Annotated in this window: 15 protein-coding genes and 1 pseudogene; 14 read left to right on the forward strand and 2 right to left on the reverse strand. The window is 51.7% G+C overall.

The annotated features are described in order from the left end of the window. Nucleotides 1-179 precede the first annotated feature (179 nt). On the reverse strand, nucleotides 180-1,802 hold the full coding sequence (locus ACA373_RS01765; RefSeq protein ID WP_301729735.1) for a hypothetical protein: 1,623 nt from the start codon (nucleotides 1,800-1,802) through the stop codon (nucleotides 180-182). A 629-nt stretch (nucleotides 1,803-2,431) separates the two neighbouring features. Here ACA373_RS01765 and hinT point away from each other — a divergent pair. The 6 genes from hinT to ycfP are packed head-to-tail and all read left to right on the forward strand — an operon-like array spanning nucleotide 2,432 to nucleotide 6,197. Next, the gene (gene hinT / locus ACA373_RS01770; RefSeq protein ID WP_253454585.1) at nucleotides 2,432-2,782 is read left to right on the forward strand and encodes a purine nucleoside phosphoramidase; all 351 of its coding nucleotides are present in this window, start codon (nucleotides 2,432-2,434) and stop codon (nucleotides 2,780-2,782) included. Nucleotides 2,783-2,800: 18 nt separating this feature from the next. Beyond that, complete coding sequence (locus tag ACA373_RS01775; protein ID WP_253461015.1) at nucleotides 2,801-3,166, forward strand: YcfL family protein; 366 nt, start codon at nucleotides 2,801-2,803, stop codon at nucleotides 3,164-3,166. A gap of 44 nt (nucleotides 3,167-3,210) precedes the next feature. Continuing rightward, nucleotides 3,211-3,774 (forward strand): penicillin-binding protein activator LpoB, encoded by a 564-nt coding sequence (lpoB, locus tag ACA373_RS01780; protein ID WP_301289722.1) that lies wholly within the window; start codon nucleotides 3,211-3,213, stop codon nucleotides 3,772-3,774. Beyond that, a complete protein-coding gene (gene thiK, locus ACA373_RS01785; protein ID WP_370733908.1) occupies nucleotides 3,758-4,600 on the forward strand; it encodes a thiamine kinase in 843 nt (280 codons plus the stop codon). Before lpoB ends, thiK begins: the two co-directional genes overlap by 17 nt. Before the next feature lie 10 nt (nucleotides 4,601-4,610). After that, nucleotides 4,611-5,630, forward strand: a complete 1,020-nt coding sequence (nagZ, locus tag ACA373_RS01790) for a beta-N-acetylhexosaminidase (protein WP_253454582.1) — start codon at nucleotides 4,611-4,613, stop codon at nucleotides 5,628-5,630. 24 nt (nucleotides 5,631-5,654) lie between these two features. Beyond that, a complete protein-coding gene (ycfP, locus tag ACA373_RS01795; protein WP_253454581.1) occupies nucleotides 5,655-6,197 on the forward strand; it encodes an alpha/beta hydrolase YcfP in 543 nt (180 codons plus the stop codon). 259 nt (nucleotides 6,198-6,456) lie between these two features. Here ycfP and ACA373_RS01800 read toward each other — a convergent pair whose 3' ends face one another. Then, the gene (locus ACA373_RS01800; protein ID WP_370733909.1) at nucleotides 6,457-7,059 is read right to left on the reverse strand and encodes a carbonic anhydrase; all 603 of its coding nucleotides are present in this window, start codon (nucleotides 7,057-7,059) and stop codon (nucleotides 6,457-6,459) included. 530 nt (nucleotides 7,060-7,589) lie between these two features. Here ACA373_RS01800 and ACA373_RS01805 point away from each other — a divergent pair. From ACA373_RS01805 to ACA373_RS01840, 8 genes and pseudogenes are all read left to right on the forward strand, one after another. Then, complete coding sequence (locus ACA373_RS01805) at nucleotides 7,590-8,894, forward strand: NAD(P)/FAD-dependent oxidoreductase (protein WP_253454579.1); 1,305 nt, start codon at nucleotides 7,590-7,592, stop codon at nucleotides 8,892-8,894. Nucleotides 8,895-9,149: 255 nt separating this feature from the next. After that, complete coding sequence (locus ACA373_RS01810) at nucleotides 9,150-9,695, forward strand: glycine zipper 2TM domain-containing protein (protein WP_125290754.1); 546 nt, start codon at nucleotides 9,150-9,152, stop codon at nucleotides 9,693-9,695. 860 nt (nucleotides 9,696-10,555) lie between these two features. Next, nucleotides 10,556-10,690 (forward strand): annotated as a pseudogene (locus tag ACA373_RS01815) (VENN motif pre-toxin domain-containing protein); the annotation flags it as partial. Nucleotides 10,691-10,828: 138 nt separating this feature from the next. Next, complete coding sequence (locus ACA373_RS01820; RefSeq protein ID WP_370733910.1) at nucleotides 10,829-11,362, forward strand: hypothetical protein; 534 nt, start codon at nucleotides 10,829-10,831, stop codon at nucleotides 11,360-11,362. Next, nucleotides 11,352-11,600 carry a hypothetical protein gene (locus ACA373_RS01825; protein ID WP_370733911.1) on the forward strand — a complete coding sequence of 83 codons (249 nt, stop codon included), beginning with the start codon at nucleotides 11,352-11,354 and terminating at the stop codon, nucleotides 11,598-11,600. Before ACA373_RS01820 ends, ACA373_RS01825 begins: the two co-directional genes overlap by 11 nt. A 198-nt stretch (nucleotides 11,601-11,798) precedes the next feature. Beyond that, complete coding sequence (locus ACA373_RS01830) at nucleotides 11,799-12,083, forward strand: VENN motif pre-toxin domain-containing protein (RefSeq protein WP_370733912.1); 285 nt, start codon at nucleotides 11,799-11,801, stop codon at nucleotides 12,081-12,083. A 544-nt stretch (nucleotides 12,084-12,627) separates the two neighbouring features. After that, nucleotides 12,628-13,191 carry an Ail/Lom family outer membrane beta-barrel protein gene (locus ACA373_RS01835; RefSeq protein ID WP_369896096.1) on the forward strand — a complete coding sequence of 188 codons (564 nt, stop codon included), beginning with the start codon at nucleotides 12,628-12,630 and terminating at the stop codon, nucleotides 13,189-13,191. Between the two features lie 94 nt (nucleotides 13,192-13,285). After that, complete coding sequence (locus ACA373_RS01840) at nucleotides 13,286-13,846, forward strand: immunity 42 family protein (protein ID WP_370733913.1); 561 nt, start codon at nucleotides 13,286-13,288, stop codon at nucleotides 13,844-13,846. The last annotated feature ends 66 nt before the right edge of the window (nucleotides 13,847-13,912 follow it).

The following is a 13,912-nucleotide window of genomic DNA, read 5'->3' on the forward strand; positions in this document are numbered from 1 at the left end:
CTCGTCAGAATTCCACCAGCGAGAGACCGCATGACGAGCCTCATGCTTTTCCCTGTCTTTTTTAAGATTATCCAGCTTGTCGTAATCTTCCTTGAAACTCTTCAACAGACCGGGCACATCTACCTGTCGGAGCATGGCTTCTGATACGCGAACCTGCGCCAAATCTTTAATGACATCCATTACAAAGGATCCTTTGGCAGATAATTTTCCAGAAGCAGCATGACATCAGCCTCTGCAGCGCCGAGCGAGTCGATGTTAGCGTCCAGTTGTTGATTGAATTGCTGATTCGCCTGTATTCGTGTGCGTTGGCTGGCTGCGGCGTCACTTTGGCTGTTGCGAGCGCTCTTCAGGTGGGATTCGATAAGCTGGTAGTCTGCACCGATCATGCGATAGCTTGCAGAATTCTGAAACTGGAGTTCCAGCCACTGTGCCATTTTCCCCATGTTCTCTTTACCCGCATCCAGACCGACTTCCATCGCCTTCAGGCGTTCGGTGCCGGTTTGAGAAAGCCAGTCGAAAAAACGATCCAGGCCGTAGACAACTAGCGACGAAACAATCCCTGTGAGGATAGCGGTGATGGCGGGAGAAAGGATCCCCACCATTGGCAGCAGCAGCGGAATGCCGGACAGAAAGCCTTTGATAGCCTCTTCAAACATGAGCCCCAAAGAGGTTGTTACTACACCGGCTAAAATTTTTGTCACGGCGCGCGCGGTTTCAATACCGGTCTGGCCGGGTGGCGGATTGATCAACATTTTTACCGCTTTCCACAGGCCTGCCATCCCTTCACGGATCACAGAGACAACTTTTGCTGCTGTGGTAATAAAGTTATTGATCAGAAAGGTCAGCAGGTTGCTGATAAATCCCTGCAGCAGGCCGTTTACAGCCGCATCCCACATGGCGCGCAGTTTAGATAAGACTTGATTGACTACGCGTTTGAGCGCCGCCGTCAGTCTGTCGATCAGATTGCTTTTATCAGGGTCGTTAAACAGCCGCTTAAGCTCGATAAAGGTATGATTAACAAGCGTGTGCAATGCTATGCCCAGCGCCTGACGGAGTGCAGATCTTATCGCCTGTTGCGCCCCGGTTTTCGCCAGTTCCGCACCCTGTTTTTTTACCTGAGCTATCAGTACATCTTTTTTGACATGTGCCTCTGCCGTACTGGCCGTCTGTGCGAGCTTTTCCCTGTCTATGCCAAAATATTCTGTATTGCTCAGGCCTTGCCCTTTATTATTTTTACGCACCTTATCAGCCCATTCATTTTTCTCCATTTCCTGCATGGACTGATTGATATTACTCTCTGCCGCAACGAGGTTTTTAGGATCGTTAGCCATTGCTACCCGTTGCGCCTGCGTCATAAATAGATTATTACGGCTGTCTGTTTCAATGCGATTAGCGGAAACGACATGGTCGAGATGAGTTGTACCATCTCTTTTAAGTTCATTGCCGGTATAAGCAGAAATAACGGGTTCGTCTTTCATGAACATGTCTTTGCGTTTGCCAGACAGCTCTTTGTCGTAAGGCTTGCGGTTGTAGCCACCGCTGTTTGTCTCGGACCAGGCCTCGTAACGTGCTTTATCGCTGTTCGTCGCCACCACGCCTTTTTCGAAATTATGGGTAGTCGTTACGTTGCCGCCATCGCTGTCAGTAAACATCGTACTATTCAGTCCAAATGGACCAATTAGCTGCTGCAATATATGGCTTTGACAGCTTTCCAACAGCTCCTGCAGGCGCTGTTCACGTAAAGCGGGTCTTGTGTTACCGCTCTGATTACTCTCAGCCTCAGCAGCTGGAAAAGTAGACATGTAAATATCCTTTTAACAAGGCCATGTTCATTTTTTCGTGGATAAACGTAGGCCAGGTGGGTATTGCTGAAACTATGGCATGACAAAGAGTCATAACTTCTTACTTGATTCAGGTGTTTATTCCACAAGTATTATCTCTGCTGTTAACTTAATTTATCAATAAAACTTATTTATTTTTTAAAGGGTAGTTATCTGCTGCCGATAATACGTATAGCGATATTATGGCCAATTTAAGGCGGTTTGAGCTTTAGCCTGGTGTGCAATAAAAAGAGGGGGTGCGCCGTTGCTTCTCGTGGCAAATAAATCAGTAGATCAAAAGCAGTAAGCCATAAAGGTGACGGAATATGTTACCCGATTTATATCTGTCACAGTCGGTAGTCACTGCCAGATACAAAGCACTGTCCTGCACCTTTTCATCAACAGCAGTCCGTCAGGAAAAGTGAATCCCCTCTCTGTAACACCTCAAACAGGCAAACGTTACTCGCGCAAAGCGTCACGTAAGGCGATAAATCTGCGGTCAGCGCCGCGAAAAGCGGCAGACAGTAAAGAAAAGCCAGCGGAAGGTTGAAAGAAAACAAATATCTCGCTCATACTGCCGTAACTCATCTCATAGCTTAAGGACATGCATCATGGCTGAAGAAACGATTTTCAGTAAAATTATCCGCCGCGAAATCCCGGCCGATATTGTTTATCAGGACGAGCTGGTCACGGCCTTTCGCGATATCTCGCCAAAAGCGCCGACGCACATTCTGGTCGTGCCGAATATCCTGATCCCTACCGCCAACGATGCGGTGGCGGGGCATGAAGCCGCGCTGGGCCGGATGATTGTGGTGGCCGCGAAAATCGCTAAACAGGAAGGGATCGCCGAGGACGGCTATCGTCTGATCATGAACTGCAATCAGCATGGCGGACAGGAAGTCTATCATATCCATTTGCATCTGGTTGGCGGTCGTCCGCTGGGCCCGATGCTGGCTGAATAACGTGCCGGAGGCACTATGATGCGGATTATCGTCCTGGGCGCCATGCTGGCGTTGCTGAGCGGCTGCGCCAGCGATCGCACGACCATTGATACTTCGCAGTCGCTGGTTATGGAATCATCGGTACTGTCGGCGGGGATCCTTACCGGCGAGCCGGTGATATCGGAGCATGAAGGGCAGCAGCGAGGCGCTTCGCAGCTCTATAACCAGCAGGAAAAACCCGTTACGCTCTACTATCGCTTTTACTGGTATGACGATAAAGGGCTGGAAATTCTGCCCTTCGAAGCGCCTCGCAAGATTACGGTCGCGCCGCATAGCAGTGTTGAAATATCGTCGCAAACGGGTAACCTGACGGCCAGTAAGGTTCGCCTTTACCTGTATCTGTAGGAGATTATTGCGTGGAAAGGAAGATAGCTAAACTCTCGGGCGTCATGTTGCTGGCGCTTATTCTTAGCGGCTGTGTGGTGCAACAGCAGCAACAGCCCGCGCCCGTCGAGCCGGTGCAGCCGGTTCCCGAACAGCCGCAGCCCGTGCCGACCCAGCCGCCGCCGCCGGAAACGGTGCCGCAGCCGCCTAAAATGCAGTCGATTAATTGGGATGCCAGCGTAACGCCGCTGGTGGCGCAAATGCTGAAAGCGGACGGCATCACGCCCGGTAGCGTATTGCTGATCGACGGCGTGAAAAACAGCACCAACGGCAGCCTGCAACGCGCCAAAGCCACCGCTTCGCTGCAAAGCGCGCTGCAAAATAACACCCAGTTCAAGCTGGTGACGCCTGAACAGCTTGCTACCGCTAAACAGACGCTGGGACTGTCAGCCGAAGACAGCCTGAGCTCGCGCAGTAAAGCCGTCGGCCTGGCTCGCTACGTTGGCGCACAGTATGTGCTCTATACCAACGCTAAGGGCGACGTAAAATCGCCGGAACTGCAAATGCAGCTGATGCTGGTGCAGACTGGCGAAATCATCTGGTCGGGTAACGGTGTCGTACAGCATTGATCTCGCACTGAGCAGGCTGATTAAACAACGATTTCCGGCGGAGCGATCCGCCGGTTCTTTTTTTCCGCTGCACGGCCTGACGGGGCTGACGGCAAAGGTGGAGCTGGAAAGGGCAACGCTGCTGGCCCGCCATCAGCGACAGGATAATCCCGTGCCGGGTGTGGATCGCCAGCGTGAGTATCGTATTTTACGCAAGCTTTCCGGCTGCGATCTCGCGCCTGCCGCCTGCGGCTATGCTGATAACTGGCTGCTGCTGGGCTGGCAGCCGGGCGAGGCGCTGAGCGAGGCGGCCTTTCCCGGCGCGCTGGACGCGGTTGTCAGCGAGCTGGCAAGGCTGCACCAACAGCCGCTCAGTGGCTATCCTTTGCAGCTGCAAAAGCTGCTGGAGCGCTACTGGCAGCTCAGTCGGCCTGCACGGCGGCACTGCGGCTGGCTGCGGGCATTGCAGCGGCTACAGCGGCGCGGCGAGCCAAAACCGCTGCGGCGGGCGCTGCTGCATATGGATGTGCATCCGGGCAATCTGATCCGTCAGCAAAATAGCCTGCGGCTGATTGACTGGGAGTATGCCAGCGATGGCGATGTCGCGCTGGAGCTGGCCGCGCTGGTAGCAGGAAACGCGCTGGATGCTGAGCAGCAGCGCGCGCTAACCGAGCGCTATGCCGCGCTGCAACGGCTGGATGCGGCAAGGCTACGGCAGCAGATGGCGCGCTGGCAGCCCTGGCTGACGCTGCTGGCGGCAAGCTGGTACGAGCTGCGCTGGCAGCAGAGCGGCGAACAGACGTTTTATACGCTGGCGGCACAGGCCTGGCAGCGAGTTCGATCATAAGAGGTAATCTGTGGGACCGGTAATGTTAGATGTGCTCGGTTACGAGCTGGACGCGGAAGAGCGGGAAATTTTACAGCATCCGCTGGTGGGCGGGCTAATCCTGTTTACCCGCAACTACCACGATCCTGAGCAGCTTCAGGAGCTGATCAGGCAGATCCGCGCGGCCTCGCGTCACCGCCTGGCGATCGCGGTCGATCAGGAGGGCGGGCGCGTGCAGCGCTTCCGCGAAGGCTTTACGCGCCTGCCTGCGATGCAATCTTTTGCCGCGCTGAACAGCGAAGCCGAAGCGGCAAGGCTGGCGCAGGAAGCGGGCTGGCTGATGGCTGCCGAAATGATCGCGATGGATATTGATATCAGCTTCGCGCCCGTACTGGATATAGGACACGGCAGCGCGGCAATCGGCGAACGCAGTTTCCATGACGATCCTGCCGTGGCGCTGGCGATGGCGCGCCGTTTTATTGATGGCATGCATGAAGCGGGTATGAAAACCACCGGCAAGCATTTTCCCGGTCACGGTGCGGTAAGCGCGGACTCGCATAAAGAAACGCCGCGCGACGATCGTCCCGAAGCGATGATTCGTCAGCACGATATGCAGATCTTTAAGCAGCTGATTGACGAAAACAGGCTGGATGCGGTGATGCCTGCGCACGTTATCTATACTCAGGTAGACCCGCATCCGGCCAGCGGTTCCTCGCACTGGCTGAAAAAAGTGCTGCGCAAAGAGCTGGGTTTCGACGGCGTGATTTTTTCCGACGATCTGTCGATGGAAGGCGCAGCGATTATGGGCAGCTATGCCGAACGCGGTCAGGCTTCGCTGGACGCCGGCTGCGATATGATCCTGGTCTGCAACAACCGTCAGGGCGCCGTCAGCGTGCTGGATAATCTGTCGCCGATCAATGCCGAACGCGCCACGCAGCTGTACCATCGTGGCACGTTTACCCGCCAGCAGCTGCTGGCTTCGCCGCGCTGGAAAGAGAGCAGCCAGGCGTTAAGCAAGCTGCAAACCCGCTGGCTGGAGCAGCGAGGCTGACGCATACACCACAGGAGAAGGGCGATGATCATCTATCTGCACGGGTTTGATTCAACCAGTCCCGGCAATCATGAAAAAGTGCTGCAGCTGCAGTTTATCGATCCCGATGTACGGCTGTTGAGCTACAGCACGCTGCATCCTAAACATGATATGCAGTATTTGCTGAATGAAACCCATAAGCTTCTGAGCAGCAGCGACGATGAACGCGTGCTGATCTGCGGCGTAGGGTTAGGCGGTTATTGGGCCGAGCGCATCGGCTTTCTGAACGATATCCGTCAGGTAATGTTCAATCCCAACCTGTGGCCAGAAGAAAACATGCCGGGCAAAATCGACAGGCCTGAAGAGTATGTGGATATTGCCACCAAGTGCGTCAGCAACTTTCGGGAAAAAAACCGCGATCGCTGCCTGGTGATCCTCTCCCGACGCGACGAGGCGCTGGACAGCCAGCGTAGCGCGTCAACGTTGGGTGACTATTATGAAATCGTCTGGGATGACCACCAGCCGCATAAATTCAAAAACATCTCCTCGCACCTGCAGCGGATCAAAGCATTTAAAACGCTGGGCTAGCCGCTAACGCTCGCCCGCCTTATCCCGGCGGGCAGCAAACGTTCACAAGCTTTTCTTCATCGGTCACTGCCCCGGCATAATATTACTCGCGGCGGCGGCCTGGCCGAATGTTGCTAACGTCGCTGATATCCCTGTCCGGATACGCCGCGCTTTCATGTTCCACAATCACCACGCTGTTATTCGGCATGTCAGCCAGCAGAAAGGCTACCGCGCCTGCCTGGCTATGACCACGTAATTGACTGTTTATATCAGCATCCTTTCAAACCAGCCTTTTTAAATAGCCGCTGTGTAGCTCATGTACGCACCCGTAAATAGCGATGTCTCTTCCCGCTTTGATTGCTGATTTAACAGGCCAGGCATTAATTAAATTCACCGCCTGCGCCATAAGGTGGTATTCGGTTAATTTTCCCTTCCCTGTCGTGGCTATTTTCATTTCAGGCTGGAAAACAGCCATCCAGTCGTTAAGCGAGTCGTACAGTTTTTGCAGATAGCGGGTTAACGGATCGGAAAAAAGCGGCGCGTTGACCTGCTGCAACGCCAGCGCGGCCTGGATACCGTCGCAGTCGTAGTGGCCGCACAGGATCAGGGTATCAATCTGCAAATGCCCGAGCGCGTATTGCAGCACGCTCATCAGGCTCTCATCCTCTTCCAGCACCATATTGGCGATATTACGGTGCACAAAAAGCTCGCCGGGATGAGCGTTAGTTAATACCTCGGCGGGTACCCGGCTGTCCGAGCAGCCTATCCATAGCGCCTGCGGCGGCTTGGCGGCCATCAGATTTAAAAAATAATTTGGATCGCGGTTTGCCTGCTGCTGCGCCCAGCTGCGGTTTTGTGCCAGCAGTCTGTTCAGTGTTTTCATTCCTTTTCCCTCTTCCTTTTTCGGCAGAATAGCCGGAATAGCTTAAGAGGATATTAATAACTAAGCCTGCTGCAAGTTTTTCAGGGTAATTATTATTAAATATGTCGGGTTTTTTATTGGAGCCTGATTTGGTTTTTTTAGTATATATTTAAATACGATTGCCACAGGTGATTGCAGGACAATAAAATAAACTGAAAAAGAACGTCATATTTACTCCACCCAATCGGAGCGGGTATCGGTCAATTATTCCTGTTGAGTCGCATTATCAGAGATAAAAAATCACTCAGGTGGTGAAATAAACGCCTTGCGAACGCACCTTATCCTCCCCGAAACACGGAAAATTATTCAGCAAAAACAGCGTGCTAATAAGAAATGGTTGAAAAAAATTGACCTGTATCAATTTTTACAGGACGGCCGATTTCCCGCGTGCTATTCTGCCTGCAGATAGCGAATAAATCGCCAACCCTATGTTAATTAAGGATATTATTTAACCTTTAATTAACGACTGGTTCACAATTTAAGGGGGTCGTTTGACTACACCAATGAAGAAGATTGTTATTGTCGGCGGAGGAGCCGGCGGGCTTGAGCTGGCGACACAGCTTGGTCAGAAACTGGGACGGAAAAAAAAGGCGGAAATAACCCTGGTGGACCGTAATCACAGCCATCTCTGGAAGCCGCTGCTGCACGAAGTCGCGACCGGATCGCTGGATGAAGGGATTGACGCGCTGAGCTATCTGGCCCACGCCCGCAATCATCACTTCCAGTTCCAGCTGGGCACGCTGACCGAAATCGATCGGGACAATAAAAAATTACAGCTGGCGGAAATCCGCAACGAGCAGGGCGAGCTGCTGGTGCCGGAACGCGAAGTGGCGTACGACACGCTGGTCATGGCGCTGGGCAGCACCTCCAACGACTTCGGCACGCCGGGCGTTAAGGATCACTGCATTTTCCTGGATAACCCGCACCAGGCGCGCCGTTTTCATAATGAAATGCTGAACCTGTTCCTGAAATTCTCCGCCAGCGAAGGGCGCCAGGAGCAGGTGAATATTGCTATCGTCGGCGGCGGCGCGACCGGCGTAGAGCTTTCCGCCGAGCTGCATAACGCGGTGAAACAGCTGCACAGCTATGGCTATAAAGGTCTGAACAACAGCGCGCTGAACGTCACGCTGGTAGAGGCGGGCGAGCGTATTCTGCCTGCGCTGCCGCCGCGCATTTCCACCGCTGCGCATCAGGAGCTGACTAAGCTGGGCGTACGCGTGCTGACGCAGACGATGGTGACCAGCGCCGATGAAAATGGCCTGCATACCAAATCGGGTGAATTTATCAATGCCGATCTGATGGTCTGGGCGGCGGGTATCAAAGCGCCGGACTTTATGAAAGAAATTGGCGGGCTGGAAACCAACCGTATTAACCAGCTGGTGGTAGAGCCAACGCTGCAAACGACCCGCGATCCGGATATCTACGCGATTGGCGACTGCGCTTCGTGTGCGCTGCCGTCTGGCGGCTTTGTGCCTCCTCGCGCGCAGTCAGCGCATCAGATGGCGTCGCGCGTGCTGGATAACATTCTGGCACAGATGAAAGGACGCGAGCAGAAAGCCTATGTTTATAAGGATCACGGCTCGCTGGTTTCGCTCTCGCGTTTCAGCACGGTCGGCAGCCTGATGGGCAACCTGATGCGCGGTTCAATGATGGTTGAAGGACGCATCGCGCGCTTTGTCTATATCTCGCTTTATCGTATGCACCAGGTCGCGCTGCACGGCTACTTTAAAACCGGCCTGATGATGCTGGTGGGCAGCATTAACCGGGTTATCCGTCCGCGCCTTAAGCTGCACTAAGTAAAATCAGGACCGCCTGATCTATAGTAACAGGGCTTATAACGATACCGTCGTTATAAGCCCTTCTTCTGCCACATCCCTCCTAAGAACTCTCTTAAAAGCTTTTGCATTTGACTTTAAACATTTATTTCGTCCTGAATTCTTATTGTCATAACTGGTCCTGATAAGCACACTTTACCGGACAAAGCGCGTCGCGTATGGCCCGGACTCTGCGGCTGGCGACGATGCGTAATAACCGTTTCAGGAGACAGCCCTGTGAATAAATCAATGTTGGCAGGTATCGGAATTGGCGTAGCGGCCGCGCTGGGCGTTGCCGCTGTAGCAGGCATGAATGTATTCGAGCGTGAGCCGCAGTTTGCTCAGGTGCTCTCCGCCACGCCAATCAAAGAGACGACGAAAAATCCGCGTCAGGAGTGCCGTAACGTCACGCTGACTCACCGGCGTGCCGTGCAGGATGAGAACCGTATCGCCGGTTCCGTACTGGGCGCGGTGGCGGGCGGCGTGCTGGGTCATCAGTTTGGCGGCGGACGCGGACGCGATGTGGCTACCGTAGCGGGCGCGCTGGCAGGCGGATACGGCGGTAATCAGGTGCAGGGCGCTCTGCAGGATCGCGATACCTACACGACCACCGAACAGCGCTGCAAAACCGTTTACGATAAGCAGGAAAAAACGCTGGGCTATGACGTCACCTATAAAATTGGCGACCAGCAGGGCAAAATCCGCATGGATAACGACCCGGGGACACGCATCCCTTTAAACAGCAACGGTCAGCTGATCCTGAACAGCCAGAACCAGGCATAAGTTGCCCGGCCTCTGCTAAAGCATGACGCTCGGCCCCCTCTTAACGGAGGGGGTTTTTTTTAGCACTATGCTCGAATTTGCTTACCTGCAGCGCCCTTTAGCACTGTGCTCGTATTTGCTCACCTGCAGCGCCCTTTATCATGATGCTTGAATTTGCTCACCTGCAGCGCCCTTTATCACTATGCTCGTATTTGCTCACCTGTAATGCCTTTCATCACGATACTTGAATTTGCTCACCTGCAACCTCCTTTATAAGTCCCTCCTGCAAGCGGTCAACCGTATTCTTATACAAAAAGACCAGGCGCTTTCCGAATTGATCCGTAGAAGCATTGACCTTGTTATAGCGGTTGGTTAAGGAAATTTATTATCAACTGCATGACTTAAGCTAAATTTATGTGGTTGAGGGACGTTACATAAATATTAGCCTCCGATCATTGTCAGAAATGCGGTTGTAACCATCCATCATGTCCGGGGCTTTTAAAGCAAGTAATACGAGGTTTTCTTGTGTTAATGTATGATTTTTAATTAATTAATTATAATTAGCTGATTCATATCCCCCTTTGAACCTCTCAATAATCGTGTCTTAATTTCCCTGAAATTCCTTTCTATTAGTGTAACGCTTAACTGGTTTCATTAATCCCGCTCACTTATTAATGTAAGCTTTTTGTAAGTTTTTCTCTGTTTTTCCTTGAGCTTTCGCCCGGCAGGTGCATAATGTGCGCATAAAAATACGTAATACACATTTTGTTACATATTTGGCGGGCAGAATAGTCATGCAGGGAAAAATGGAAAAGCGCCTGAAGTCGGCGCTGGCTGTTATTGGGCTAATCGGCTGCGGTGCGGTTTACGCAGCGCCGGGCGATGAGCAGCGTCAGACCATCAGCGCGCTGGGCACGCTGGCGGCGGGGCTGGCGGGCGGGCTTGCCGGGGACAGTGCGGGTGCTGCGGTAACGGGTGCGCAGGCCGGGAAGAATGCGGTTGAGAATAATGAATTGTTTAATTTGCCCTCAGGCCTGAATAATTACGGCCTTGCACAGGGTAGCTTAATGACAAATACAGATAATCAGGTCGATGAAAATGGGAAAGCACTCCCGGGCATGACATTGTAAGATAAAGCAGTTCTTTCGGCAGATATGGCTAAAGGCAACCTGCCTGCCGGTCAGAATCCGGCAACAGGATTGTTAACGGCCTGGGGGGCAGGGGTGACGACGTTTGTGGCGCCGGTGTTACTGCCAGCCACTGCGACAGCTGAGGCGGTGATGGGCGCAGGTGCGATAGGCGGCACAGCTAACGTGTTTAACCAACTAAGTAGTGGAGAGCCGTTAAGCGCCACGGATGCACTGATTGCAACCGGTGTCAGTTCTTTAACGCAGGGTAAAGGATTCTGGTTCACTGAAGCAGCGAGCGTTGCCGGTGCGTATGCGGGAGCCAGGCTGCAGGGTAAAAATACTTTAGCACCGATGATTGGAGCAGGTTTAGGGACACTGGGGGGCGCAGCGATAGGTAAAGGAGTGGAGAAGGTGCAGGCCACAATCCCTCAGTTTACAATACCTAAAATAACAGGGGCAGTCGCTGAATCTGCAGGTTCTGAATATCTCGGAAGTTCCGCACAAAATCTTGCTGAAAAAGTTCAAAGAAAACTGGAGAAAAGTAGTAATGCAAAATAATAAAATTAAAATTTTATTATTGTTAGTGGTTTTATGGGTGGTTGGCCTTTTTACTTTCCTTGTAGGTGGCCGATTGCTTATATCTTTAGTATCCTATTGTTTAGTTGATGATTTTGATTTTGATAGAAATGACTTGATTAGAGGATTGGAAATATCAATCGGATGCGGGGTTATTATTGGTGTGGGGCAGTTTCTCATGTCGAAAGAGAAATCAGCCTCACCAACAGACCACAAGTAAAATATGCTAATGCTGGCCAATCAATACGGGATGTTTTTTAACTGATGATTGATGATTGCTCCTTGGTTAGTTGCAGGCCTGCCAGCCCTTTGTGACAAGTCGTTTAGAGATAACGGGTTGAGAAGGCAATAGTGCAGAGATGGGCCAGCGTCAGCCAGAGGGGCGGCTGTACCTTATCGGGCGAAAGTCATTCACGATATGGCACCCACGAAAGGCCTGGAAGGCAAAGAGGTGGGGAACGTCGAGACGAACCTGACAGCGCACGCGGTGCTGGGCGCGGCGGGCAATTATATTGCGCAGCAGCTCTATCCGGGCAGCGCGGTGACCGGGGCGCAGGCCGGGAAGAATGCGGTTGAGAATAACTCGCTGAGTGGAGATAACGCCCGTCAGCCAGTCAAAGAAAGTTCGGAATGGTGGAAGAAACAGGCACGCGGCAAGCTGGGTGAAGGCACGGCATCAGCTACAGCAAACAGCAATTATTAATGCTATTGCGGATAGCGGCGATACGGCAACAGGTTCAGCGGATTATGTTGCCGATGCGGCAATGGCGCTGGCTTCGTGTGCAACGGGTAACGGCTACTGCCCGCAAGCATTGAATAACCTGTCCGGGAAAACCAGGCGGTAGTTGAAGATGGACGTAAAATATCAGAGTGGAGCACTGATTTAAAAAGTGTCTTTGATTTTTACAACAGCCTTAAAGAGTAAGTAAAACATGGTTGTCAGCCTTGGTTTTTTAGCCATGTTTATATCTATAGGGAAATGCAATGAACTATTCGTACATAATAGCGAACGCACCGACAGGGAAAAAGCCGTAAGGGCGATGATGTGTGGATAGATATAAGCTATAAACTGAAGCAAGTTTCAAAGGACAACGACCGCTGTGCCAGCAGATAACCAGCGCGGGCGGCAGCCTCATCTTCACGGCGAGTGATAAAACTATTTTTTAATGACGTATCGGCAAGATATTTAGTACAATCCCATCTCAAATACAGGGATTTAATCAACTCAGTAAAAAAGGGAATGAGTAATGAAAGTAAAAATTACCGCATTGGCATTAGTTTGTAGTGGCCTGTTGGTCAGCACCGGCGTATTGGCTGACAGCCATACTTTGTCGGTTGGCTATGCACAGAGCAAGGTCGAAGATTTTAAAAATATTCGCGGCGTCAACGTTCAGTACCGCTATGAATGGGATTCACCCGTCAGCATTATCGGTTCCTTTAGCTATATGAAAGGCGATGACAGCTATTCTGAAAGGGTTGAGGCTTTTGACGATATTAGCGGTTATGATGGCAAAACGGATGTGAAATATTACTCGTTTATGGCTGGCCCGGCCTGGCGTATTAACGACTACGTCAGCCTCTATGCCCTTGCCGGTATGGCGCATACAAAAGTAGAAGACAAAACAACCTATCTTTCTGCGTATTCAGAAGAGGATAATGCAAGCAAAACGTCGTTTGCTTATGGTGCTGGCGTGGCTATTAATCCGACAGACTATCTTTCCGTAAATATCGGTTATGAAGGCACGCGCGTTAAATTCAATGATGACGTAGCGATAAACGGTTTTAATATCGGTCTTGGGTATCGTTTCTGATTTCTCCCTGTATGAACCCCGGCTAAACTGTCGGGGTTTATTACCTCGAATAGCTATTGAAACGAAATGATTCAATTAACAATGAGCGTAGAAAATGTTTTTTGGTGATCCTTATCGTTTTGCCATTTTTGCTGAATGTATTCCTGACTGGAATCCTCCTTCAGGCTCTTTCTACAATGGGCTTTTCTACTACAGTATTGACGGCAACTTTTTCCCGCAGGATTTAAGGACGGCAACGCTCTGTGTGGATGTTAATACACTCCTGGATCCCGCTAATGCCCTGTACACGCCGCCGATAAATGCAGAGGTGTTCGCTATGCCCGCGCCTGACGCTTTCAAATATTTATATAGTCTGACCTGGCCAGAAAGCACGGCAGAGGAGGAGTACCCGGAAGGGGATCCTGTTTACCGTGCAGATACAGAAAATATTTCCGAAAGCGGCGCCTCTGTTTTTGCTGTTTCCGATGGCAAGATGGTAAGGATCCTGGCAGCCAGAATGCAGCGCCTTGTGCAAAAAAAGGATAGCGACCGCTATGAATGGGTCGATAAAAAGGCACTGAACATTGCTGAAATCACCCTTGCCAGCAGTGAAATAGCGGCAATTCTGGATAAAATAAAAAATTATTATTCTTCCCTTACGCCATTACCTGAATAAGCTTGTCCTGACAAGCCAGCAAGCCAGCAAGCCAGCAAGCCAGCAAGCCAGCAAGCCAGCAAGCCA

It is taken from the genome of Erwinia sp. STN24, assembly GCF_041320675.1.
GTDB lineage: Bacteria > Pseudomonadota > Gammaproteobacteria > Enterobacterales > Enterobacteriaceae > Erwinia > Erwinia aeris.